A 25,142-nucleotide genomic window follows, 5' to 3' on the forward strand; every position below is an offset into this window, starting at 1 on the left:
CGGGGCGTGACGATGGCAGGCGGATCGAGTTCGGACGGCTACAAGGGGCCGATGCGGGTGGTCATCGTGGTCGCTGTCCTGTTGATCTGCTGTTGTGGTGGCGCGCTCTCGGCCGTTGGGGTGCCACTCGGGGAGATGATGTCGGTGGGTAAGAGACACTACGAGTCGCAGTGCGATATCGCGCTGGGGCCGGAGCCGGGTGCGTCGACGTCGGCCACCGCCACCACGACCAGCACGCCGGTTCCGGATGCGGTCGCGCGGCAGCAGCGGCCGGAGAAGAACCCCTATGCGGAGTTGACTTTCGACCCCGCCGATCCGAACGTCACCGATCGAGATCTGGCCTGCGCGTCGGCTATGAAGACGGCGCCGATACAGGACGAGCCGTGGCAGGAGATCAATACCGGCCCTGCTGTCTCATGCGCTGCCGATCTGGCGCTGCGCTATCCGGAAGCGGGGGGTACACCGGCAATGGCCGACTACGCGCGCGATGTGATCTACAGTGCCTCGATCGCCGGATCGACCGGACAGTGCGCCCCGACCCGGGCGCCGGCGCCGGTCCTGGTGGAGAACTGCGGTGACCCCACCAAAGTCGTGGCGTCCGTGATATTGCCGGCAACGGTCGGCGAACAGGGTTACTGCGGGCAGCTGGTCGACCCGAAGGCCGCCTCTCCCGGGGACCTGGTGTTCTGGGAGTACATCGACCGCCGCGCGACCCGGGTCGGCATCGCGCTCGGGCAGGGAGAGCTGGTGACGGTGGACAGCGGTAGGTTCGTGCGTCTCCGCCTTCCCGAGGACGCCGAGGTACAGATCAAACGGGTATTGGGGGATGCCGCGTGACCAGTGCGGAAATCGGTCCTTATTCGATAGAGATCGATCTCGTCGGCGAGGAACGGGACGGCGGGGACACCCAACCGGGGGAGCCGGGGAAACCCGGTGAGCGTCGAACCGGGGGTGGCGGAAGGAACGGCTCGGCGCCGACGGCGCCCACGCCACCGCCCGGCGCCCAGCCTCCGAACGGAACCGCGCCTCCGGCAGCTGGTTCCACGTCTGCGCCACCCTCGACTCCGGCTCCCGCGCCCGCGCCCGGTGCGGCGGTATCTACTCCTCCGGCCACGCCGCCCGCTGCCCCGGCGCCCTTGTCCGCGACCACTACCGCTCAGGCGCCGCCGCCGGTGGCCGCGCCGGCCCCTGCGCCCGCCCGGGCCGAGGACCGGCCGGAACCCGAATCACTGGTCGACCCGGAGACCGTGGCCCGGATGGCGCCCATGGCGATGATGGCCGGCGCTGCTCTGCTGCCGATGATCGGTTCGGCGCTGACGGGTCTACTCGGTGGTGGTTCCGGCACCGGTGCGGCTCCCACCGCGGCCGGCGGCACGGCGATGGATCCGGAGTCCCAGGAGGCCATGAAGGCGCTGAAGGCCCTGGAGTCCGTCTACGGTGAAGGGGAGCCGAGCGACCCCGGAACGAAGAAACTGCGGGAGAAGGTCACCGGTTCGGACGAGGGCAGTGGTGACGGTCCGCAGATGGTCAAGGCCAAGCGGTTGTTCCAGGCCAATCGCGCCGCCGCCTTCAACAACCTGGACACGCAGTTCGTCAACTACCTCAACACGCTCGGAACCTCGAACAAGGTCGACCAGAACGCGGTGCGGCGCCTGCTGAAGATGACGAATGACGCGCTGGCCGAGCTGGGACCGATGGCCTATACGAAAGAGGGGCAGCAGAAGGTCCGCCAGATCCTGACCGCGGCGCTGCAGACCGCGCACAAGATCGTTTCCGGGGGTACGGCCAACAACGGTGACACGGCCTCGGCGATAAATCAGCTCACCAACCAGTACCTGTACAACATCATCGGTAAGCCGTTGCCCGGGGGAGTCAAGTTCACCGCGGCGGCCGCAACCGTCCAAGGTGGTTCGGATCGTGCGCAATTCGCGGCCAAGACCGCACTCGCCCAGATCGGTGACCCCTATGTGTGGGGTGCGGAGGGGCCGAACAGTTTCGACTGTTCGGGTCTCACCCAATACGCCGCCAGGCAGGCGGGCGTGAACATCCCGCGGGTGGCCAATGATCAATACCGGCAACTGCCCGCGGTGAATCCCGGCGATATCCAACCCGGTGACCTGATCTTCCCGTCGACCAGCATGAAGAACGGTCAGATGGGTCACGTGATGATGTATATCGGTAACGGGCAGGTGGTCCATGCGCCGAGATCCGGTGAAAACGTGAAGATCACGAGCCTCCCACGCAGCTACGAGGCCCGCCGCTTCGCCTGAGCACGAGGGCGCGGCCCGGTGGTCGGATCCACCGGGCCCCTTCGCGACCGATTACGAATCCCGGGCACGCCCTGCGCTCGGGCCCCGCATCGCCGGCGACGATCCAGTGAGGACGGCGACCGACCGCATTCGATCCGGCCCCGGTGATCGCATCGTGCAGGCGTTACCGGAAGCTGCGGGGCGGGCGTGGGAAACCCGCCCCCGCAGACCGTCTTTACGGATCCCAGGGATCGAGGCCCGATTCCGGGTCCATGTGGTCCAGGTTCGCGAGCCGGTGCGACCACTGCATGACTCTCCGGCGGTTCATTTCCGTCGGGTTGGCCTCGTAGGCGTGCGTGGCCTGCTGGAAAGCTGTCGTCACCTCGGTGGCAATAGTCCAGCGGGTGCCTCGGCCGACCGCGTTCCATTCGTCCGGGGTGATGGCCGCGCGCAGCGCGACGTCGGAATCCCAGTGCTGCCGGACCCGGTTCACGAACCCATGGTTGACCACCGCACCGGGCGGGGGTGCGCTGGTGTGCCGGGCGAAGTTGTCCGCCGCGACGACCGCCTGCGAAGCGAATGCGTTGCGCAACTCGATCGGATCGGTCGGCCGCATGTGATTCTCGATCGCCCGGGAGGCAGCGAGGGCTTTCTGTAGCGGACCCCAGCCGAAGGGGTTCGACGACATACTGGACTTCTGGGCCGCTGCCGCGCGAAGCGCATGGGACACCATGACATCCGGTCCGCCGGAGGCTATCAGCGCCGAAGCCATATTACCGTCCGGGACCCGGTTGTCACCGAGGCCGTCCAGTGCGTTGGCGATACCGGGGGCGGTCCCCATACCGCCGACCTTGTCCGCTCGGGTTTTCGCCTTGAGCAGCCAGTTCGCCCGGGCATAGTCGCCCCATTGGTAGGTATCCATCCGGGATTCCGCAGTGATCATATTCGCCAGGTCGGAGCGCTTCCTACCCCGCGCCAACGGGCTGAAGGGGCTCGGTGTGGCGGCCATCAGCCACGCGGTGACGGGCGAACTGTTGACAGTGTTCAAGGCGGCCATTGCGGCGAGGCCGCTCAGCGATCCGCCACCGCCCCCGCCACCACCGCCCCCGCCGCCCATACCCATCCCGAGCGCGGTACCACCGCCGCCCCCCGAGCCGGACTGACTGCCCTGGATAGCCAGGGAGAACCGGTTCGCGACCCAGTCGTTGCCGCGGGACAGGCTCCGGTTGAGCCGCCGGATCTGCGAGATGGCCACGATCTCCACGACACAGGCGATGACGATGACCGACATCACCTGCCCCCGCGCCTGGTCGAAGAGGTTGCTCATGAACAGGATGTAGACACCGAGAAAGATCGTGAACACGGTCATACGGGCGGCGGCGATCAGTCCGTCGACGATATTGCGCACCAGGAAGGTCTGCGTCGGACCGTAGATGAAACCGCCTGCCGCGAAACCGAATATGGACATGAAGCCGTGGTAGATCGTGTTCATGGCTGCCTTCATGACCTTCAGCCCGAGATAGACAGCGAAGGCGAGCAACAGCGTCGCGCACACCAGCAGGATGATTCCGGTACCGACCTGGCCCATCGACGGATTATCGGCCCGGGAATACGCGGAGCCGTTACCGCATTGCTTGATTCCCTTGAGAATATTGTCGTCCTTGCCCGAGAGCACGCCCGAGGACCACGCCGACTCGCAGGCCGCGTAGTTGTCGACAACCTCGCCGAAGTTCCACACCTGTACGGGTTTCCGGGCGAAATTGTCCGCCAGGTCTTCCTGCATGGTTTTCACCAGCAGGACCGGATTGGGGCTGCTGTCACCGGTGAGCCCGGCCGCGACCGAGATGCCCACATCCCTGCCCTGGGTGAGCAGGCCGTCGGAGGACAGGACATCGGCAAGGGGCTCGGCGAGGAAGACCGGACCGATGATCGCGACACCCAGCATGGTGATCACCTGCATGGTGGCTTTGCTGGGAAAACCACGGACGATGAACCAGGCCACGAAGAAAGTGCCGATCGTCGCGGCGGTGACCAGCATCATCGGGGTGGCGATCTGATGGGACAGCGCGGCGGCGACACCGTTCAGCGCGTTGGCGAACATATCGAGCCAGGTGAAACCGAAAGTGAAACCGACGATCCAGATGGCTGTGGTCACGATGGCCATATAGCCGACGAACTCGAGGCCGAGCAGCGTCCACAGCACGGTGTAGCCGGGATTGATCAGACTGCCTTTGTTCGAGGCGAAGGTGTAACTCGACAGCGGTACGCCGTTGGAGTCGGTGATGTTCATCCAGCCCAGGCCGTCGATCTGCGATACACCACTGCTGACCTGGGCAGTCGCTACCACACCGACTATTCCCGGAAATACGACGAAGAGAAAGAGGATACCCAGGACCCATAGTGTTCGCCGATGCCACGGATGCTCGGCGAGCCAGTCCCGGGCCTTCCGGACAAGGGTATCGGGGTAGTACCGCACGGGGTCCCAGCCGATGTCGTCGGCGCGGCGACATCGGAGTTCGCGAGTATGCCGGAAAGGCCGGGTCGGCGCCGTCATACGGCACTCACCACCGGATACCGATGAGATCCACCGGTGGTGGAGAGATGGCCGGCGATACGGCGGAATTGTCGCACGAGTAGTTCCCGGGGGCCGATCGCCGACCGGGAAACACGCAGGTTCATCCGGTTGTTCCTCCTGCGCCTGAATCCGGGCCTCGTTGGAAAGAGGGCATCCTGGTGCACATCAGTTTACGAGTCGCTGACTCGATGATGACGTGTCGTACCAGGTCACCGCTTCCCCCCGGTGGGAATCCCCGACAATGGGGTCTGTCAGGAAGGAGAGGCGCGCATGGTCGGCTGCCGGTGTCTGCGATTTCGGTTCGGCCGGTCCGCAGTGCCTGGCCGCAGCGCGGATGTCTACCGCATGACGCCGACACCGAGCGTCCCCGCCCTCGGCAGGTGAGGCCGTGGCTCTCTGGGACGGAGTAGGTGACTTCTTCAGCGAACACGGTGCCGATATCGCGGTAGGCGCCGTGAGCGTGGCCGGGTTCGCAGTCGGCGGGCCCCTCGGGGCAGCGGTGGCCGGAGGTATTGCCGGCGGGGTCGCCGCTGGTTTCAAAGACGAGAACATCCTGATGGGAGCCGGTCTCGGTGTCGCGGGTGGGCTGGTCGGCGGCCTGGGTGGCGTCGCGTTGAGGGCCCCGGCCAAAGGAATCGTGGGTGGGTTGCTCCGCCAGGGGCATTCGCTGGATATAGCCCGGGGGATGGGCGCCGGTGCGGAAAAGATCGCGTTCCAGCGATCGGGGTTGTTCGCCAAACGAATTCCCGAGCTACTCGGGGGCGCGCACCTGTCACCGTGGAAGACCTATGTGGGTTTGTTGAATACGGCATTCACTCCGTATTACATGGGCGTGATCGAGAATGCTCCGGACGATATCCGGAATAAATGGTACAAGTACATGGGGTATCCCGACATTCCACTGATAGATATCAGTGAGGAGGAGCTTTCCGCCATCCCGGACAAGATGCCCCATATCATGATGCCCGATCCGGCTCGCTTGCCGAAGGAATTGGAACTGACCGCGCCGGTCGAGAAGAACTATCGCACCCTGCCCACCGCCTACGCGGGCTACTGGAACAGCTTCGGGGAGAAACCGGGCAAACTCGACCCGCCGAAGGAACTGGTGGTCGGTGACATCTCCGGGGAAGAGAAGGCCGGGATCGCGAACTATCCGCAGAAGGTCGAGAAGATGCGGAGCCGACTGGCGGAATTGCGGTCCAAGGCGGCGAAGGTCGAGGAGGCGAGCGAACAGACCAGCCGGCTGTGCGCGGCAGGCCGCGGGGATTTCGCCCAGGCGGTGAAGGCGCTCACGGGGTTTGCCGGACTGGACCCGCGAGATATGAAGCGTATCGGCGTACTGTTCTCCGACTACTCACAAAAAACGAGCGAATACACCGGTCAACCGGTGTTCCGGATCGAGCCGGCCAGTTTGGGCGCCGGCCCGCCGAGCGAGGACGTATACGCGATGGTGCTCGTCGACGCCGCTTACGGGAGTGCTGCGACAATACTGTCGTGGTACGCGGACGCTTTCGAGGCGCTCGGGGCGAGAACCGAGTCCGCGAAGCCGACCGACGAGCAGAGCCGGAGCGGACAGAATCCCGGGTCCACAGCGACCACCCCCACGAACAACGGCAACGATCCCTACTATGACGCCGCGGCCGCCGCCGGCAACCGGATCATGCCGACCACCCAGCCGCGCCCATCCACGGTTCCCGCGCCCACCCCCTGGGATCTCACCGGTGACACCGGTTCGGGGTCCGGCTCCGACCGTAAGGTCACCGATGATCCTGTGGGCGGTGCCGCCGATGGGCTCGGCACGGCAACCACCACACCCGATGCCTCGTCGGTGGCCCCCGCACCGGTACCCGCAGTGTCCGCCGCCGGGAACGACATGGGATCAGCACTGAAATCTATGATGCTCCCCCAGATGATGCAGGCCTTCCTGGGTCGCAACCGTCCAGGGGCCGGGACGGAACCGGAGAAGGACCACCGGGATGGGCGGGAACGGCCCGAGGACTTCGCGCCGCCCGCGCCCGTGCCCGCGCCGGCGGCCAACGCCGTGCCCGCCGCACAGCAGCCGGGAAGCCCGGCAGCCACCGCACCGAACGGCGAGACCAGGCCTGCTGTGGCTCGTCCCGACTCCGGGCGGCCGCCGGGGAATCCGGTGCCCGCGACCGCTCCCGACACCAAGGGCACCGTGGTCTACACCGTCCCCGACGGCCGGACCGTAGAGGTGTCCGCGGTGGTGGCACGTGGGCTGGATGCGGCATTCGGTAACGCCTCGGGCACCGATGCGCGCGCGGCGTACACCGGCACACCCGCGGAGTGGACCGACCCGAAACGGATAGGGCGCCGAATCGATCCGAGCGAGTCGGTGACCGGCGATGTCGGCGTGTGGGAGGAGCGGAACGCCATACTCGTCCAGTTCGACGGCCAGGACGTACTCGAAGCGGTGGTCGACGGGGCGCTGGTAAAGGTCACCGAGCTGTCGCAGATGCGTGACGACGCAGGCGATTTCGGCGGATTCGTCGGTATCTTCCACCCGCCCGGTATCGAGAAGGTGGCGGACGAGTCCGCCGCGACCGCCGTTCCCGGTGCGCCTGCCGACCCGACCGGCGCCGGCGCCACGGTATCTGTGTAGGAGGCGAAATGGGCAGCGACTTCTGGAGTGGTGTCGCAGGGTTTGTGGTCGACGTAGGTGTGAGTTACGGACTCGAACACGCGTTGAAGGGCGGCAGTGGCGGCATCGGGAAACAGGTTCTCGTCGGTTCGTTCGCCGGTGGTGTGGGCGGGGCATTGGGTGACGCGGTCGCCCACGGAGGCCCCAGTTTGGGGGATACCCCCGAGGCATTCTTCTACGGTGCGCTCGGCGGTGCGGCCGGCGCGGGCGCGGACCGATTCATTGCGAGCAGGCTGGCGAAAGGGAAAACCGCGGCCGACGACGCCCTGACGGAGGCGAGCTCGACCAAGGCGACCGCTGACGAGGCGCGCGACAGCCTGCAGAACGCGGAAAACGCGCGTACCGCCGCTCGAACGGATCTGGACCAGGCCGAGGTGGCCCTCAGACAGGCGAACGCCGAACTCGGACCTCTGCAAACACAGTACGACGATGCCTTGCGCAGGGCGCAAGCCGATCCGAACAATGTCATACTGCGGGATGAGTTGAACAGTGCACGGGATGCGTTGAATGCGGCGAAAGACAAAGTCAAAGCGGCCGAGTCGGTACGTGACAAGGCGAAAGAAGGTCTCGACGAAGCGGGCGACAAGTTCAACGAACTGAATGCCAAGCGAGGCGACCTCGACAGTGCGAAGAGCTCGGCGGACGACGCCTTCAAAAAAGCCGAAGCGGCAGCCAAGGCCGCGGGTAAAAGGGTCGACGACTTCGGCAAGTACTACCGGGGCACCTTGGTCGGTCTCGGCTCGTACGCCTCCATGATGCTCAATGAGCACGGCCTGCCCTGGTCCTCCGACGGGTCCGGCGGAGATCAGCCGGGCGCAGCGGTGAACCGGGTCCCCTTGATGTGGGACGGCTACCAACCCGCCGCCACAGCGGGGTTGATGGGTCAGTCACCGTTCGAGCAGGGCTCGTCTCCACAGAAAGGGCAGGGTTTCCTGCTCCGCCCGGAGGGGCTGAATCCCAGTATTGTCCTGTGGTACGGCGGCCCTTCCAATTCGTTCGCGTATTCGCTGGTGGATACCTATGAGATGTTCGGCGATCTGAAGAAGAAGGAAGACCTGAAGGTCACGCCGATTCCAGCGATGCCGAAAACGGTGCAGAACCCCAGCGGTTTCAGCGCCAAGGGGGGCGCCACCTATAAAGACTTATCGCTCTCGCTCAACGAGACGGGCAAGAAGCTGACCGACACGCAGCAGAGCGTGCTGAATGTACTGCCGACCGTGGAGGAGATCAGCAAGCGCGGCAAAGAGAACGTCGGCAAGCTCATCGTCGGCGTGAACAGGTTCATGGTGGAACGCCTGCAGACCGGCTCGGACAAGGAAGTTCTCGTCGTACTGGGCCAGGGATTCACCGAACTCGCCAACGAGATCCAGAATGCCGCGCAGGCGAACCAGGCTGCGGCCGGCGGCATCCAGAACCCGACCGCGGCGCAGGACGCGGCCGCGGCCCAGAACCTGGCCAACTCGGTCGGTAACTATGCCGGCCGGATGAACAGCGCGGGTTACACCCCCGACAGTTCGCAGATCGGGGTGAACAACCCCTGGGACCCGGGCAACCTCGGTACCGGCAATGCCACCACTCCGGATACCTCGGCGCTGAAGGACGCCACCGAGAAGTTCCGGGACCAGGCCGAGAACCTGGCGGGTACGGCGAAAAATCCCTCGGACATCACCCCCAGCTCCGTCGACCCGGGCGCCCTCAACCCGGCCGCCTACAATCCCGGTGCCTCCCAACTCGGGTCCACCGACCCGATGGGCGGACTGGGTAGTCTCATGAGCACGTTGATGCCGTTTCAACTCATGGCCCAGCAAAGGGCCATGCGAGATGAGGCGGACCGAAATATGTCCGACCGGATGGACGATCTCGATTCGTCCCGTTTCGACCAGGCCGCCGTACCCACCTTGCCGCAGGCGCAGCAGCCGGTAGGAACCACGCCGTGGTCGAATCAGGCGGCCGCGAACAATGCCGCCGCGACCCCGGCCCAGCCCGCCGCGCACCACCCGGCCGGTGCCCCCAGCGGCGCCAACTCCACTCAGCCCGGCACCGCGGTGCCGAAGCGGGTGCCCGGGGATGACGGTCTGGTGCCGTACGCCTTCCCGAAGGGGACCCAGCGCATTCCGCTCGCCGTGGCGCAGGCATGCGACAAGGCGTTCGCGAACAAGAGCGGTACCGATGCCCAGGCCGCGTACCAGGGAACCGCGGGGGCGTTTACGGACCCGAAGGATATCGGCCCCGCTGTCGATCCGTTCCAGCTGACCACCGGCGATATCGGCACCTGGATCATCCGGCAGCCGAAGAAAGCGTCGCAACAGGCGGAGCCGGTGCCCGCACAGGCCGGCAGCGAAGGGCAGGTCCAGCCCGTCGCGATGGTCACCGTCGGCGGCGACACCGGAGAGAAGAAGAACGAGCCGGATACCGGTTCGAGCGGAGACCCGGAATACCGGACCGCCATCCTGGTCGTGTTCGGTGAAGGGGAGAGTGGCACCGTGGAAGCCATAGTGAACGGGGAGCTTCGGCAGTTCGAGGCGGAAATGTCGGATACTGAAGGTGACTTCGGTGAGTTCGCCGGGTTCAAGCACCCGAAGGGTGTGGAGGCTGCGGGCGACAAGGGCCAGGACAGCGAGACGATAGCGACATCCGGAGACCAGACCACGGCCGATATACCGGCGCTCACGATGCCGGTCTAGTGGATGTGCAGCCACGGTGAGAGGAGATGAGACATGCCATTGAATGTCGATCTCGGTGAACTGGTGTCCGTCGCGGGCCGATCGGCGGACCTCGCGCGGGTCACCGGAGCCGCGATGCCACGCGAATGGGTGCTGCCCGCGGGGGCCGATCCCATCTCGGCTCAGGCGGTTCCGCAGCTCAACGCGCAGGCCGCGACGCTGTTCAATGCCACCATCGGGGTGCTGAACAGGATTCAGCGTGACGCCCATCGCATCGGTGCGGCGGCGACCGAGTACTCGGTGGCCGACGACGAGGGCGCCCGCCGCGTCAACGCTTCGGGTGGAGAGCTGGTCACCAACCCGGTCCCGGCCGTGGAGCCGGTGGGGTACCGCCGGGTGCCGGAAGGACTGAGCAGTATGCCCGTGGTCACCGGAGACCCGTTGACCCTCGCCAAGCAGCTGCACAGTGGTCCGGGGCCGGAGCCCGCGCACCGATTCGCCGATTCCGTACGACTGTTCAACGTGAGCTCGCGGACCCAGGCATCCGCCGATATGGATAGCGCGAGTTCGGTCCTGCAGAATTGGACGCCGGTGGGAACAGAGGTCGCCCAGCGATTCGTCACGTATCGCGGCTGGATGGACGATTTGGGGGACGCGATGGAGAAATTGGCGCAGGGGGCCGAGGATTACGGCAATGCGTTCTCCCGCGCCAAGGCCAAACATCCTACGCCGGAGGAGATCCTGGCCGCACGCAAGCGAATGCTGGCCGCGGCGCGCGCGAAGAACGAAGCCGCGTTGGCCGCCGCTACCGCGGAATACAACGAATTGAACGTGCGGTCGGGCGAAGCCGCGGGATCTTACGCCACGGAAACCGGTACCAGTATCGCGAATTCGTCGGAGGGCACGTCCGCTGCGGCGCAAACCGGTTCCGGCGGCTCCAGCGATTCGCTCTCCCAGATGCTGCCGATGCTGATGCAGATGATGCAGCTCGGTGGCAACGGCCTGGACCAGGCCGATGACATCTCCGACGACGACTGGTACGACGATTCCTTCGATGACTACGGTCTCGGGGATTACGCGATACCGTCCCTGGGCAGCCCCTCCGGCGGCTCGCCCTCGCTCTCGCCCTCGTTGCCCGGAAGCACGGTTCCCAGCGCGTCGGATGTCCAGGTGCTCTCGGCGACGACCTCGATGCCGTTGGCCGCCGCGGTCGGCGGTGGCAACGTCGGATCTCCGGCCCGGTTGCCGCTGGGCGACGGAGGCGCGGGCGGTACCGCCTACGGTCGCGGCGCCGGTGCCGGTATGCCCATGATGCCCATGGGCGGGGCGCCCATGGGCGGGGGGATGGGTGGTGCCGGCGGCGGTAGCGGTAACGAACGCAACCGAGTGGTCGCCTGGCATCCCGACCGCTTGATGTACGTCGACGACACTCCGCACACCGAACCCGTCATCGGGGAACGGCCCACCATCGCGCCGACGGTCACTCAGCCGACCCCGACGCCGGCCAATCAGGCCCCGACCCGCTCCGGAGGTAACGCATGAGCATCCACCCAGACGTGCAGGCCGCGCTGGACGCGGCCCGCGAATTACGGCATCGTATCGCCGATATGCGGGAGCGTATCGACGATGTACGTGCCCGGCGGCCCTCGCCCAGCGGCACCGTCATCCCGGAGGTGGACGCGATGGGGCGGCTCACCAGCCTCTACCTCGCGCCGGGTACCGCGGGTCGCTTCACCAGTGAGGAACTGGCGGCCGAGATCATGGCCGCCATCCGGGAGAGCACCCGTGATGCGGCCCGGCAGTACCAGGCGATCATGGAAACTGTGATCACCGAGAACAGCGCGGCGGACGGCGCGGTGGACAGTCGTGAGTCCGCCGGTATCGCCGAGGCGGTGCGGTGACCGGTATCGAGGCCGCGGAGGCGGCGGACGATTCGGTCTCGGCCGCCGATGCCATCGGCTGGCTGCACGAGGAAGGTCTCACACGGCTGGCCGCGCTGGGTTCCGGCTCGCCGAACCCGGCCGTCGCCTTCTCCGTCGATGTCTCCACCGGTATCGTCACCAAATATCCGGCCGCCAACGGCGGTATCGGGGCCGATTCGAGCACGGTCGCAGCCGATGATCTGCCGGCTCCGCTGGACAGCTCCAATCGGCTCGTGGTCGTCGGTATCACCAGCTCCGACCAGATACTGGTGGTCGACCTGGCCGGGTCGCTGGTCATCGGGATCAACGGGGACCGGCCCGAAGCGGCCGCACGATCCTGGGTGATGCAGTTGCTGCTGAACCCGGACATCACCGTGACCACCAACAGCGCCGACGTGGCGATCGGTAGCAGTCCGCGGTGCCGCAAGAGCTTCATACCGGGCGGCGGTGGTTCGATCGTCAGCGTGGACGACGGTAACCCACCGGTGACCACGGTATCGATGAACTCCGATGTCGAAGGTTCGGACTATCTGGACCTGCTCGGCGACGGCACCGGTGAAATGTACCTGGGAGCGCGGGTATGGCCGCTGCGGCTGGTGATGACCATCGGCGACACCGCGTGGTCGGCGCTGTCGGAAACCTTGGACCGGGCAGCCGGATAGATTCGCAGGAGAAGAAGATGAACGACGATTTCGACTACGACGATATCGAAGACGATCAGGACGAAGGTGCGGCCACGGAATCCGCGGCCGCCCCACAGATACACGAGGTGTTCAACCCCGATCACACCGTCGGGGTGGCCTGCGACCGGGATGGTGAGATCGTCGGGTTGCACATCACCGACGAGGCGCAGGACAACGGTGACAGCTGGTTGAGTGCGGAGATACTCAAGGTCGCCGCGCTCGCACACGCCAAATCGCGCCTCGGTCTGCGGCGTGAGATGGAGTCCAACGGCGCTCGCTCCTACACGATCGACTCGTTCGGCCTGCCGAGCGAGGCCACCTATCGGACCATGGAAGACGAGGCTTTCGGCCTCCGCCCGGCCTGACCCCCGCACCGGACAGACAGGACACGACCATGGTGAACATCCTCTCCCTCGACGCGGTGAAGGCGACCGTCGGGGATGCCGCCGGGGCGCTCACGGTGATGACCGACGATGTCGGCACCACTGTGGATTCGCTGGTAATGCAATCGAAAGCCGATTCGCCGCTGGACCGCGATATGACCGGCAAGCTGGACTGGATTCGCGATACCTTCGCCACCGCGGCCGCCGATGTCACGGAACAGTCCGGAATCACCGTCGAGGCCACCGGTTACGGCACGACCGTACTGTCGAACGCCGATATCGACGGCCAGGCGACCATGCGCTCTGCCGCGGTCTGATCGGACACGATGGCGCCGGAGCAGACGAGCCCGTACTGGGACCGGATCGTCGGGGACCGCTGGCCGCAGATACCGCCGTCGGCCTGGCACGGTTTGGCGGACAACGCTCGTGAGGGTGCCGCGGCCCTGAACCTGGTCGATGTGGAGCAGGCACGGCGCGCGTTCGAACAGACGGTTCAGCAGTCGGTGGGTCTGGCGGAGATCCGGCGGGCGCTCATGGCATTGGAGGAAAATCCCCGGGCGTTCGCGGCCGCTCTCTCCGCCGCCGCGGATACCTTCGATACCTTCGGCGATGTGGTCCGGCGTACCCGTAACCAGATTCTCGACGTGGTCGCCGATGCCGGCGAACGGATCGAGCAGGCCACGCGGGGGGACAACAACGACGACGGTGAGGAGGGCGACGCGGCCGAGGCCGAAGCCGATCGTCAGGCGACGGAGGCCATTCTGGATGATGCCCGGGGAGATGTGCGCGATATCGTCGCCGCCGCACTGGGTTCGCTGGGGCCGCAGGGGCTACCGCGGCTGGACGATATCGCCGACGCTCTCGGTCAACCGGGACCGTGGCGCAAGGGTGGCGGCGTGCCCGGTGTCGGACCTCGCAGACCCGGAGCCCCCGGCCGGCCCGGCCGGCACCACGACGTTCCGCGCCACCACGGGCCGGGTTTCCAACAGGGACCCTGGGTTCCCGGCCACGACCGGCCTATGCGACCCGATCCGAATTTCGGGCAGATTCTCATAGATCTGATCGACGACCTGCTACCTCCGCAGCCGGGCCCGACGGTGTCCGGGCCGCCGCCCGCCCTCGATGTGCAACCACCGGTGGGCACCGAGGATATGCCGCCCGTGCTCACGGAGCCGGGCGGGCAGACCGATACCACTGGCCCGGCGCCTGTGGCAACGAACCCTGCCACCGGGGGGACCGGAGTGCCACAGCCGGGGGACCAGGTGCAGAACGCGGCTCCACCGGCCGAAACCAGTGGAGACGGTGCCGAGACCGGCGCCGATACGGCCGCTGTCGACGAATCCACCGAAGCCACCGAATCGTCGAGCGCCGAGACCGGCGGCGAGCCCGACGAATCCGTGCGGCCCGACCGTGAGGTCTCGGCCCCCGACGGTACCGATACGTCGGAGACCTGGGGTCTTGCCCGGTCCGCCGGTACCTACGCCACGGCGGAGTCCGACGCCGAGAGCGCGCCTCCGGGTGCCGTGCCGCCGGTACTGCCATCGGCGATGGGGCCGGTCGCGGGAACAACCACGGCGCCGGCGACAACCGGCGCGGGCACCGTGGCTCCGACCAGCAGTCCGGCGGTGAGCGGCCCCGCCGGTACCACTCCCGCGGCGGTGACATCGGCACAGGCCGGCCGGAGTGCGGTGGGACCGATCGAATCGCAGCGCGGGCCGGGCGCCACCGGTAAATCGCTCGCTTCCGCGTCCCAGCAGGGGGTCAGCGCGGCGCCCGGCGGAAAACAGCCGGTGCCGGTGCCGGTGCCGGACAGCGATCCGGGCGCCGGGAAGTCCCGGGGGCCGGGAGATCTCGTACAGGAGGCCGTCGGCGCCGCCATGACCTCGGCTTCCGCACCGGCCTTCATGGTCGGCGAACGCGTCGACGGGGACCTGGTCCTCGCGCGCACACTACTGGGCGGTATTCGTGCGGCCGCCGATTCCTGGGTCGTCGGTGTGGACTGGGCAGTGGCGATTCTGCGCCACTCCAGCGGGGTCAGCGCTTTCGTCACGTCGAACGAGGGCCGCGGCTGGTTGCCTGCCCGGCTCCACCTGCCCACCGAAGTGTCGTTGCCGTGGCTGTGGGCCGTATCCGAGGGGTCGGGGTGGGAAGGTACGGCGGACCCCGCGCGGATCCTGGTGGAGTTCGCGATCGCCTGGGGTGCGAAGTCCGGTTCGAAATTGTCCGCGCTGGCCTCGTCGCAGCCCATGGATCCCGTGCTGGGCGGGCGGCTGGGCACCGTGGCGCTGGCCGGGTCGGTGGCGGCCTCGGACACCATGGATCTGCGCAGTCCCGCCCCGGGCATGCTGGATCGCCTGGGAATCACGTCCTCGCCCCGCCTGCTCGACCGCGCGGCCAAGGTCCTCGACCGCGATATCGCGCTGCGCTGTCTGGAGCTGGCGGTCGACGCGCATATCCGGGTCCAGCGCGCGGGACTCGCGACGGTGGACACGATGGAGGCGCCGGAGATCAGGCTGCGGATCCTGCGCGCGCTGCGCGACGGCCGAGAGTTCGCCGACAGTTGGTGGGAGGAACTCCAGGATGCCGACGATCTGATTGCCGCGACCGTGCTCGGACACCGTGCCGACACCAGTCGAATCGGACTCGGAGAGCTCCGTTCCGGCGCGGCCGATCCAGATTCGGGTTCGGAGTTGTCGATATTGCGCGCCCTCACTTTTCAACGTCGCTGCAACGAGCTGGTTCTGCTCTTGGTGGAGGAGAAATCGCGCCAGACACTGCGCGACTCGGTATACGCGCACGCCCAAGTGCTGGGACATCCGCTGTTCGCGGCGCCGCCGGCGGCCCCACCGGCCCCGCGGCGGTCGACCGTCACCACCGGTGATCGACGGTGAAAACAGCGCTTCTGCCCGACCGTAGGATCTCCCCATAGTTGGGAAGAATCGACAATGAGGAGAATCGCTGGTGGGAAAGGATTGATCGAGCATGCCGGAATGGTTGGATATCGACCCTGCGGTACTGCGTCAGCTGGCACTTCAGCACGATCAAGTAGCGGCGGAGACCCGGGAATGGGCTCAGCCGCCATCCGAATGGCTCGCCAACTTCGAACCCACCTACGGCAAGATCGCCAATCCGGTCAAGGAAGCGCTGGAACGGTATTACGACGCTCGGCTACGCGCCGGCGAGGCCCTGGCCAGGGAACACGAACAAACCGCTCTCTCGCTGCGTCAATCCGCCGATGCCTATGAGCGGACCGACTCGGAAGCCGCCGTGAGCGTCGGCCGTTCGGGCGAGGATGCCGGCGGTCGCGGCGCGACATTCGGCGATCCGGTCACTGCCGGATTCGCTCCCAATTCGACAGCTCCGAACAGTCAGCTGGGCGCACCTGTGGTCACCGGTCCCGGCGCGGGCACGGGTGCAGGCCCCTCGGCACCCCCGGGACAGATGGATCCGGCGGCCGCCGCGAATGGTGCCGCACAGGGCCCGAGCGGTGCCCCGCCCGGACAGGGCCAGAACGGCGTTGCCGCCGGCGGCGCCACCACCGGCGGCGTCACCGCAACGCCCGGCGCGGTGCCGTCCGCCGAGCACACGGCGGGGGCGGGAACCGCACCTGCGGGCAATACGGTCCCGGGCGCCCCGGCGGGTGCCGGAACGGTTCCGCCCGGTGGCGCGCTGGTCGGCGGGCCTCTCGGGGCCGGCACCGGCTCCGGCGACGACCGCGGTACGACCGCGACCCCGGCCGGCGGCGCGAACGCACAGGACGGGACCGCCGTTCCGGTGGCCGGGGCTCCGACACCTTTCAACTCGGCGGTGGCCTCGGCGAAGGACAAGGAAGCCGAGCCCGCCTACATCGTCGGCGATGCGGTGAACGAGGACCTCCTGATCGCCAAGACCCTGCTCGGGGCGGTTCTGGCCGCTACCGGCGAGGCGGTTGGAATAACCTGGGCGGTGGCGGTATTGCGCGGTCCCGCCGGTGCGGGTCTGTTCATCACCTCCAATGAGGGCCGGGGCTGGCTCCCCGCCGGTCTGTTCCTGCCGCGCCAGGTGTCGACACCGTGGCTGTGGGACGAACTGCTCGGTGCCGACGGTGAGGTCGCCGCACCGTGGGAGGGGATTTCGGATCCGGCGCGGACCCTGGTCGAATTCGGCCGGGCCTGGGGCGCGAAAGCCAATGCGGTCCTTTCCGCGATCGCCTCCTCCGGTCCGATCGACCCCGTCCTGCGGAGCCGGCTGAGCGAGGTCGCCATGCAGGGTCTCGTCGAGCCCGGGTCCGATCTCGATCTCCGGGTGCTCACCCCCGATACCACCGACCGGCTCGGCCTCACCGGTTCCGTGCCGGCGCTGGAATCGGTGGCCGCGGTGCCGGACGCCCAGGTGCACAGGCGCGTTGTAGAACTCGCGCTGGACGCTCATGCTCAGCTCGGCCGCTCCGTTTCGCAGCATTTCGACAGCTCCGGTTCACGTGCGATCCGGGATCGGATCCTGGCGAAGGTGCAGGCCGGCGAGGATGTGCCCGCGTCCTGGTGGGACGAACTCCGTGACGCGGACGATCTCCTTGCCGCGGAGATGGTTTCGCAGCGGCTCGATGTGGGCCGGGTCGATCTCGGCGCCATCCGGGTGGACGACGAAGTGAGCGCACTGCGGGCCATGGTGTGGGATCGGCGCTGCAACGAGCTGGTGGCGCTCCTGGCAGAGGAGCCGGAACGGCAAGTCCTCCGAGATGCGGTATACGCGCATCAGGAGATCCTCGCCCATCCCTCGTTCGTGGCTGCTCCGGCGGCCGTGGCCACGGGTACCGAGGAGCAGGTGGTGCGGCCGGTCGCCGGCGGGTCCGGAGTTTCGGCCCCGGCGGAACAGGCCGGCGCCGCCACGGAGTCGGCGCCACCGAGTGCGAGCGGTCCGCCGAACGGCGCGGTCGCCGCTCCCGAAACCGGTGGTCCACCGCGCGGCGTGCTGCCGCCGTCGGTGACACCGCCGCCCGAGACGCGGGACTCCTCGTTCTGAGATCCCGATGGCAGACCTCCGGTTAGTGCCATGAGGAAGGTCTGCCTGCGGAAGACCGTGCCGCGCGAGTATCGATGCCCCGGGCTCTATTCGGTGTGGGTGGACCGCCCCTGACGAAATGCGTGCCGGATACCTTTTACGGCAGGTGCGGCCGGTCGTTGCTCAACTGGTGGGTGGTCGCGGCCGGCCCGGAGGCAGCGGTTCAACACGCCCGCGCGGCCGTCCGGGAACCTCGGATTCGGCGTACGGCGATGCCACGGGAGACGTGGGCCGATGAGTGGGCCGGTCGTGCACTGTCGGCCGGTCTGTAGTACCGCCCGCCTCCAGATCGGGGTCGTCCGTACTGTGGGCAGCATGCTGCCCGAGCCGTCGACGCGGCGGCGGCGCATGGAAGATCGGGGTGCGCTTGTTCCCGGGACAGCCGGGGGAATCGGCTACGGTATGTGCCCTAGACCTGTTTGCTGGGAGTTGTCGGGCCGTACGGAATATTGTTCTGCGGATCGGTCGAACCCGGATTCGGTGCTGGATTCTCGCCCGGTGTGGGCGTCGCACCGGCGGGCGGAAGAGGGGCCGTCGGGTCGGAGGCCGGGCCCTGTGCCGAGGGGGCGGGCTGCCCTTCGGGCTCGTCCTCGCCGTCCTTGTCTTTGTCTTCCTTCTGGCCGAGGAGCTCGGGCAGCTGGCCGAGCATGGGCATGAGCGCCATCGGCAGCATGGCCAGCATCGGCAGCATGGAACCGAGACCGCCCGCCGCCGCTCCCGCGGCACCGGCGGCGCCACCGGCGGAGCCACCCGAACCGGATCCACCCGAACCGGATCCGCCGCCGGCGGCGCCGACGTTCACATCCTGGGCGGCCGTGACCACTTCGTTCACCTTCGCCACCGCGGTGGCGATATGGTCCATCACCGCGGCCGCCTGGGCGGAACTGAGCTTCTTCGAAGCGACCGTCAGCAAGGCGGCGTTCAGGTCGCCCTCGATATGCACGATCTTCAACAGCGTCTGTGCCTGTTCGGCGGCGACCACCTGCGAGGTTCCGTCCACCTGCGCGTCCATGTCGACAAGCGAATCCTGGCGCGCGCTTGCCGAGTACACCTGCTGCTTGTACAACTCGACGCCCTTACCCGAGCCCGGCATGTTCGCGGCCTGGACCTTGATCGGCGTTCTGCCGCCGCGCGGCGGGGGCGGGGGGTCGGACCGGCCGAACCCGAGCACATCCACCGATTTCTGCATCGTATCCTCGGCGTCGGCTATGAAATTGTTCACGATACTGTTGGTTTCGGAGTCCACCTTCATCCGAACCAGCTCGACCTTGTGCAGTGGTTTCGCGGGGCCCGATCGGTCGGTGACCAGTAACCCGTCCTCGGTGGCCGGACCGTCGGTGCTCGCCGCGACGGGCTTGCCGGTGGCGGGGTCCGTTCTGCCCATCAGGGTGGTCGGCCGGTCCTCCGGGGCGCCGGGAACCGGCTGACCGGGGCGTGGGTCACCCGGCCGGGGGCCGCCGGGCGGCCGCCGATCGTCCGGTTTCGTTCCGGGGGTGTCGATATCCGCGTCTGCTGTCGCTGTATCCATCCGCTGTCGTCGCCTCCCGTGATGTCTTCTTCATTGTGTTGTCTTCCTAGAGATGGGAATAGGAGGAATGCCGTTCATCCGCGTGTTGTCGCATAGTCGAACGGACAACATAGGCTTGATTGCCGAGAAATTGCCCGGGGTGCTGGGGCAGAGAGGTAAGTCGGTGCGATGAGCGATGATGAGCTGATCGCATGCCGGCACTGACCGACGATGTGCACGGTGTGTTGCGCGAGCTGCTCGGGCTGTACGGGGCCGGGCAGCCGTCCGAACGCGCGGCCGCCGTGCTTGCGCAATCCATGGCGGCGGACCTGTCCCGGCTGTCCGGCGGGGGTGCCCGCGGCTACGGTGACGCGCTCGGGATCCAGCGTACGGTGCTCGACACGCAGTACGGCCGGGACGGTGTCGTCACCAAGACCGTCGGTGAGTCGGGGGCCGGGACGCTGAACGGGCGCGGGGTGCTGAGCAGTCAGATCTCCGATCTCCAGGCGCGGATCCAGGCCATCACCACTATCGGTGACACCCGGTTCAGCGGCCCGGCCCTACTCGATTCGGCCCAGCAGACCATCACGAACGCGACCAGGCAGGTGAACGCCGATATCGACGCGGCACGCAGACAGGCGGCTCAGATAATGCCGCCGGTGGCGCTCGCCGAGCGCACTCGAAAAGCGTCTCCTCCGCCCCGGAAAAGGCGACGGCGGCGACCCCGCATGGTGTCCGCGCAACAGGTCGCGAATCAGCCGACCCGACGCGGTATACGCCGCAACTGGGACAAGACCCGAGGCGGGCGGGCCGCTCAGGCGGCCGACGGCGCGCTCGGCCTGCCCTATATCTGGGGTGGTGGTGGCGCCGGCGGACCCAGCGGGGGCGGTTTCGATTGCTCCGGGCTGACCCAGTACGCCATCGCGCAGGCCACGAACGGCGAGGTGGTCCTACCGCGGACCACTTACGATCAGATCTACGCCGGTGAACGAATCGATCCCCGTGAGGTGCGCGCCGGTGATCTCGTGTTCCCGGCTTCGTCGTTCAGCTCTCGTGGGCCGGAACACGTTCAACTCGCCGCGGGCAACGGTATGGTGATCGAGGCACCCTATTCCGGTGCCACGGTTACCTATTCGCCCATGCCGCCCAGTGCTGTCGTGGTACGGGTCGTCTGAATCGTCTGAGCGGAACTCTCGCCTTTGGCTATCGAGATACCACACGAAGTGGCGACGTTCCTGAACTTCATCGGCGTCCCGTATCCGGATATCAACGAGGACCAGGTTCGGGAACTGGCCGGTCACGTCCGCACTTTCGCCGACGAGGTCGCCGGGACCCACGGCGCGGCGACCGGTGCGATCACCGACATGGGATCGGTTTACCAAGGGCAGTCGTATCGCGCGCTGGTGGCGTCCTGGGCGAGCTTGAGTTCGTCGCATATGGAAAGGCTGGACGAGTTGTGCCGGGCCGTGGCGACGGCTCTGGAGATCGCGGCCGAAGTGATCACCGTGGTGAAGGTGGCGGTACTGACCGAGCTCGCGGTGCTGGCCGCCGCCTATGCCGCGGCGATGGCGGCCACCGTGGCGACTTCGGGGGCCTCGGTGGCACTGAGCCAGTCCATTTCACTCGCGGCCCGACGGCTGGTCAAGGCCATGGAGGAGATGCTCATCGGCTACATCGTGGCCGAGGTACTGGGTAAGGCCATCGAACCGCTCGAGGACGCGGTCGCGGACATGATCAACGGCGTGGTCTACAACACCACTGCCGATCTGCTGGGCGTCGATACCGGCGGCAAAGATGTCGTGTACATCGATCCCGACGAGGTGCGCCGCTACGCCCAGGTCCTCGACGACCACGCGGACGACATCATGAAGCACGCGGAGAAGTTCGCCAACGGTGTCGCCGCGCTCGATTTCACGACGCCGGTCGGCCTACCCGGTGCGAGTGCTCCGGTGACCCAGGAGGGGGGACCCCCGAACAGCCCGGCTGCGAGCGCACCGGTTCGGCAGGTGCCACAGGAAGTGGCTACTACGCCGCGGAACTGGATACCTGAGTCCACCGTAGGTGCGGTGCCCGCCCAGGACGCGGGAGCGCCTGCTCATGCCGACGACAGGTCGCCGGCGGCGGAGGCTCCGCCGCAGAGTGCGACGGGCTCTCCCGCAGCGGGGCCCGCCGCGGCCGGACAGAGCGGTGTGCCGGGTGCGAGCGCCGGAACCGGACCGGGGCAGGCCGAGGACCTGCGGGCCCCGGGCCCGCCCGTCGAGAGTCCCGCGGTCGACGCGCAAACGACGGAGCCTCCGGGGGAACGGTCACCGGTTGTGGACGGCCGGGAGCCGGATTCCGCCGCTACCCGGATATCGGCGGCGTCCGGCGACGATATGGCGGGCGCGAACCCGGGCGACCTGGGAGGTGGAGCCGAGCAATCGGCGCAGGGGGCCGGTGCGGGTGGTGTGGACTCGGCCCGCGGCGTGGAAGCCGCAAGTGTTCCGCCCGGCCGGATCGGGGATCCCGGCGGCGCGTCGACCGGAGGTGGCGGCGGCCCGGCCAGTCCGTGGAATCGTCAGTCGTCCGCGCCGGGCGGATCGCCCGCCGGATCCGGGAACACCGCACCCGGGGGACGTGGCCGCCGCCGCGGGACCGACGGCGATAAGCCGGGCCGTACCGCGGGCGGTCGGCGTCGTCGGGCCGCCCGGCAGAACCCGTGGTCGGCTCGACCGGCCGCGACGTCCGCACCGGCGCGTACGCCGTGGGGTAAACCGGCCGAGCGCACCGAGCCGGCGGTTCCCGCCGTGGCGGCGGAGGGGGATGTGCCACCGCCCGTGGTACCGGCCGACCGGGATCGGAAGGATGGCACCGAAGGGAAGGACGGCGCCGCACGGGAATCGGCGGGGCGGGCGCACCAACCGGATACCGGCGGGCCGGCGGTCTCCGCGCCGGTTCGCGCGGACGAAGGCCCGCCGCCGCGCGGGTGAACAGATCCGCGTACCTCCGCAGCCGCTTCGGCCGGGCGCTTGCTGCGTATCTCCGGCCGGGGTCGGCCCGCAATCGGTCTTCGCTCGATCGAGCCCCTCGGGTGCGGCGGCCGATGGCTCGCTGTTTCCATCGGCCGCCGCGAAGTAGGTCATCAGGGATGAGGGAACTGGTGACCTGCCGCCAACTATAGCTACAAACAATGTGCCGTTCAACAACGGCACTATTATCAGGAGAGGGAATTTTGTCCGGTTTGGATAGCGGGCGGGTTGCCGGACCGCCGCTGTCGCCGACGACGCCGAAAGTCAGTGCTGTCAAGCTATTTCATGCGCAGAACAGTGCGTTCGCGATGTGGTTCACGGCCGATTTCGGCGGTGGAGTACTTGGGTCCGGCACGAAACCGGCTGGTACTTTATCGCTGGATTACGGCTCGTTCCCTGATGGGAATGTGCCCTATTGGGTTTTGCGGCTTTCGTCCGTATTGCCGCCCGTATCGGCCCGCCCGTCCGATTCGGGCGCCGAATACTCGACCGGCGGCCGCGCTTCGCGGACCTACTTCCCAGTGCGGGGAAATACCCGACGCCTACCGTCGCCTCCGGGTGGCTTACCCTGCCAGCAGGCGAGGGTCGGCGGAAGGGAAGTCCGAGTTGTCAGCGGCCGAGGACGCGTTCTACACGGGCGTGCAGAGTTTGGGATTGGTCGCCGGTGGGGTGCGCAACGAAGAGCACGCCCGCGCGGCGTTCACGGCGGCCACGGATATCGATCCGGATATGTGCGACGCATGGCTGGGACGAGCTATGGCGGGGGAGGTCACGTCCGAGGTCATCTACGGTGCTTACCGCTCCTCGCACAATCTCTACCGCGATCAGCAGCGTGCCGGCCTGGTGGACCGGGCACTGTGGTGCCAGGTCGAAATAGGTGTCTTCGGCCTGCGGGTCGCGATGGCCGATCGCGATCAGATCGCCATCGCGCAGGCGTGCGCGTACGCCGACGGGGGCGAATGGCAGGAAGCCGCCGCGATCCTGGACGAGGTGCGCGGTGACGATGTCGCCGATTTCGCACGGATCGCCCTGTTCTACCGGACCGGGCGCTGGCCCGATGTGCTCACCGCCCGTGCCGCGAAAACCGTACTCGAGGACGGTCTGCTCGATATCGCCGCCGAACTGATGGCGGCCAGTGCGCTCGCGCATCTCGGCAGGTTCGGGGAGGCGTTGCCGCGTGCGCAGCGGATCGTGGAGGACAGTCAGTCCGGGAGTCTGTCCTACATCTGGGCCGATGCGCACTATCTGCTCGGCATGATCATGCGGCACAACGGTGAGCACGAGGCGGCCGACAAGATCCTCAAGGGCCTGCAGGGGTCGGGCCTGTGGCCCAACCGGCCGGACTGGCAGCAGGCGGTGCGGGACAAGAACTTCCGGCTCGAGGTCACCACTCCGGCCGTGATCGCCTCCCGGACCGATATCTGGGATCCCAAATCCGGTGACGATCCCGCCGAAGTGGCGGCGAGCGCGGCCAAGGCCGAACGCGACGAACTGCTCGAAGAGGCATCCAAGCTGCTGCAGTCGCAGATCGGCATGGACTCGGTCAAGGAACAGGTGGATCGGCTCAAATCCGGTGTGCTGATGGACCAGGTCCGGGCCAAGCGCGGCCTGGCGGTCGACTCGCGATCGAATCACCTCATCTTCTCCGGACCACCCGGTACCGGTAAGACCACCATCGCGCGGGTTATCGCCAAGATCTTCGCCGGGCTCGGCGTGGTCGAGAACGCCGAAGTCATCGAGGCGTCGCGTAACGATATGGTCGGCACCCATCTCGGCCATACCGCACCCAAGACCAACGCGCTGATCGACTCCGCGCTCGGTGGCGTGCTCTTCATCGACGAGGCCTACACCCTGATCCAGGAGGGCCTGTCCGGTGGTGACGCCTTCGGTAAGGAAGCGGTCGATACGCTGCTGGCCCGGATGGAGAACGACCGCAGCAAGCTGGTCGTGATCATCGCCGGTTACGAGGCCGAGATCGACAGGTTCCTGCAGTCGAACGAAGGTCTGTCGTCACGTTTCACCAAGCGGGTCCGGTTCCCCAGCTACGACCCGGACGAACTCGTCCAGATCGCCGATCACATCGCCGGCAAGAAGGATTCGATCCTGTCCGATCAGGCACGGGAGGTCCTGCGCGACCGCTGCACGACGATGTCGGAGGAGAGCAGGAACGGCCGCCGCCTCATCGACCTCGCCGGTAACGGTCGTTTCGTGCGCAATGTCGTGGAGGCCGCGGAGGCGGAACGGGATTTCCGGTTCACCCGCGACAATGTGGATATCGCCGCGCTCACCGACGAAGAGTTGATGACCATCGACGCCTTCGATATCAGCACCGCGCTGCAGGGGTTGGCGCCGGTCGGAAAGTAGCATCCGCCTCCCACCCGGCCGACTGTTCCCAATTCTGGGGAGTGGTCGGTTCGGGCGTGCGCGTTAGGTTGTGGCCGAGGTCGGCG

At 67.3% G+C, this 25,142-nt stretch carries 17 protein-coding genes; 14 read left to right on the forward strand and 3 right to left on the reverse strand.

Annotated features, from left to right (window positions below; translation table 11 throughout):
- The first annotated feature begins 6 nt into the window (after window positions 1-6).
- Both IG75_RS0133455 and IG75_RS37665 read left to right on the forward strand, forming a co-directional pair.
- The gene (locus IG75_RS0133455; RefSeq protein ID WP_156059355.1) at window positions 7-837 is read left to right on the forward strand and encodes an NlpC/P60 family protein; all 831 of its coding nucleotides are present in this window, start codon (window positions 7-9) and stop codon (window positions 835-837) included.
- A 299-nt stretch (window positions 838-1,136) separates the two neighbouring features.
- Window positions 1,137-2,270 carry a C40 family peptidase gene (locus tag IG75_RS37665; RefSeq protein ID WP_156059352.1) on the forward strand — a complete coding sequence of 378 codons (1,134 nt, stop codon included), beginning with the start codon at window positions 1,137-1,139 and terminating at the stop codon, window positions 2,268-2,270.
- 214 nt (window positions 2,271-2,484) lie between these two features.
- On the opposite strand, the gene IG75_RS0133465 is transcribed toward IG75_RS37665, so the two are convergent.
- Together IG75_RS0133465 and IG75_RS40685 are read right to left on the reverse strand one after the other, a co-directional pair.
- A complete protein-coding gene (locus IG75_RS0133465) occupies window positions 2,485-4,803 on the reverse strand; it encodes a hypothetical protein (RefSeq protein WP_030525360.1) in 2,319 nt (772 codons plus the stop codon).
- The gene (locus IG75_RS40685) at window positions 4,800-4,928 is read right to left on the reverse strand and encodes a hypothetical protein (RefSeq protein ID WP_281181665.1); all 129 of its coding nucleotides are present in this window, start codon (window positions 4,926-4,928) and stop codon (window positions 4,800-4,802) included. The genes IG75_RS0133465 and IG75_RS40685 overlap by 4 nt, the downstream gene beginning before the upstream one ends.
- A 284-nt stretch (window positions 4,929-5,212) precedes the next feature.
- Between IG75_RS40685 and IG75_RS0133475 the strand changes: the two genes are divergently transcribed.
- From IG75_RS0133475 to IG75_RS0133520, 9 genes are all read left to right on the forward strand, one after another.
- Window positions 5,213-7,447: a hypothetical protein gene (locus IG75_RS0133475; protein ID WP_030525359.1), complete on the forward strand. Its 2,235-nt coding sequence runs from the start codon at window positions 5,213-5,215 to the stop codon at window positions 7,445-7,447.
- A gap of 8 nt (window positions 7,448-7,455) precedes the next feature.
- On the forward strand, window positions 7,456-10,170 hold the full coding sequence (locus IG75_RS37670) for a hypothetical protein (RefSeq protein WP_051715456.1): 2,715 nt from the start codon (window positions 7,456-7,458) through the stop codon (window positions 10,168-10,170).
- A 33-nt stretch (window positions 10,171-10,203) separates the two neighbouring features.
- On the forward strand, window positions 10,204-11,691 hold the full coding sequence (locus IG75_RS0133485; protein ID WP_030525357.1) for a PPE domain-containing protein: 1,488 nt from the start codon (window positions 10,204-10,206) through the stop codon (window positions 11,689-11,691).
- Window positions 11,688-12,050, forward strand: a complete 363-nt coding sequence (locus IG75_RS0133490; protein WP_030525356.1) for a YbaB/EbfC family nucleoid-associated protein — start codon at window positions 11,688-11,690, stop codon at window positions 12,048-12,050. The genes IG75_RS0133485 and IG75_RS0133490 overlap by 4 nt, the downstream gene beginning before the upstream one ends.
- Window positions 12,047-12,733, forward strand: a complete 687-nt coding sequence (locus IG75_RS0133495) for a hypothetical protein (protein WP_245713449.1) — start codon at window positions 12,047-12,049, stop codon at window positions 12,731-12,733. Before IG75_RS0133490 ends, IG75_RS0133495 begins: the two co-directional genes overlap by 4 nt.
- A gap of 17 nt (window positions 12,734-12,750) precedes the next feature.
- Window positions 12,751-13,119, forward strand: a complete 369-nt coding sequence (locus IG75_RS0133500; protein ID WP_030525354.1) for a hypothetical protein — start codon at window positions 12,751-12,753, stop codon at window positions 13,117-13,119.
- A gap of 29 nt (window positions 13,120-13,148) precedes the next feature.
- A complete protein-coding gene (locus IG75_RS0133505) occupies window positions 13,149-13,454 on the forward strand; it encodes a hypothetical protein (RefSeq protein ID WP_030525353.1) in 306 nt (101 codons plus the stop codon).
- Window positions 13,455-13,463: 9 nt separating this feature from the next.
- Window positions 13,464-16,028, forward strand: coding sequence for a hypothetical protein (locus tag IG75_RS0133510; protein WP_030525352.1), 2,565 nt, complete (start codon window positions 13,464-13,466; stop codon window positions 16,026-16,028).
- A 91-nt stretch (window positions 16,029-16,119) separates the two neighbouring features.
- Window positions 16,120-18,138: a type VII secretion target gene (locus tag IG75_RS0133520; protein WP_051715459.1), complete on the forward strand. Its 2,019-nt coding sequence runs from the start codon at window positions 16,120-16,122 to the stop codon at window positions 18,136-18,138.
- Window positions 18,139-18,586: 448 nt separating this feature from the next.
- On the opposite strand, the gene IG75_RS0133525 is transcribed toward IG75_RS0133520, so the two are convergent.
- The gene (locus IG75_RS0133525; RefSeq protein WP_030525350.1) at window positions 18,587-19,705 is read right to left on the reverse strand and encodes a hypothetical protein; all 1,119 of its coding nucleotides are present in this window, start codon (window positions 19,703-19,705) and stop codon (window positions 18,587-18,589) included.
- Window positions 19,706-19,896: 191 nt separating this feature from the next.
- Here IG75_RS0133525 and IG75_RS0133530 point away from each other — a divergent pair, with 191 nt between their 5' ends.
- The 3 genes from IG75_RS0133530 (at window position 19,897) to eccA (ending at window position 25,056) form a co-directional block, all read left to right on the forward strand.
- Window positions 19,897-20,859, forward strand: a complete 963-nt coding sequence (locus IG75_RS0133530) for a C40 family peptidase (protein WP_030525349.1) — start codon at window positions 19,897-19,899, stop codon at window positions 20,857-20,859.
- A gap of 48 nt (window positions 20,860-20,907) precedes the next feature.
- A complete protein-coding gene (locus tag IG75_RS37675) occupies window positions 20,908-22,653 on the forward strand; it encodes a WXG100-like domain-containing protein (protein WP_051715461.1) in 1,746 nt (581 codons plus the stop codon).
- A 645-nt stretch (window positions 22,654-23,298) separates the two neighbouring features.
- Window positions 23,299-25,056 carry a type VII secretion AAA-ATPase EccA gene (gene eccA, locus IG75_RS0133540; protein WP_030525347.1) on the forward strand — a complete coding sequence of 586 codons (1,758 nt, stop codon included), beginning with the start codon at window positions 23,299-23,301 and terminating at the stop codon, window positions 25,054-25,056.
- Window positions 25,057-25,142: the final 86 nt, after the last annotated feature.

The sequence above is a fragment of the Nocardia rhamnosiphila NBRC 108938 genome, from assembly GCF_000720425.1.
In the GTDB taxonomy this organism is placed as follows: domain Bacteria; phylum Actinomycetota; class Actinomycetes; order Mycobacteriales; family Mycobacteriaceae; genus Nocardia; species Nocardia rhamnosiphila.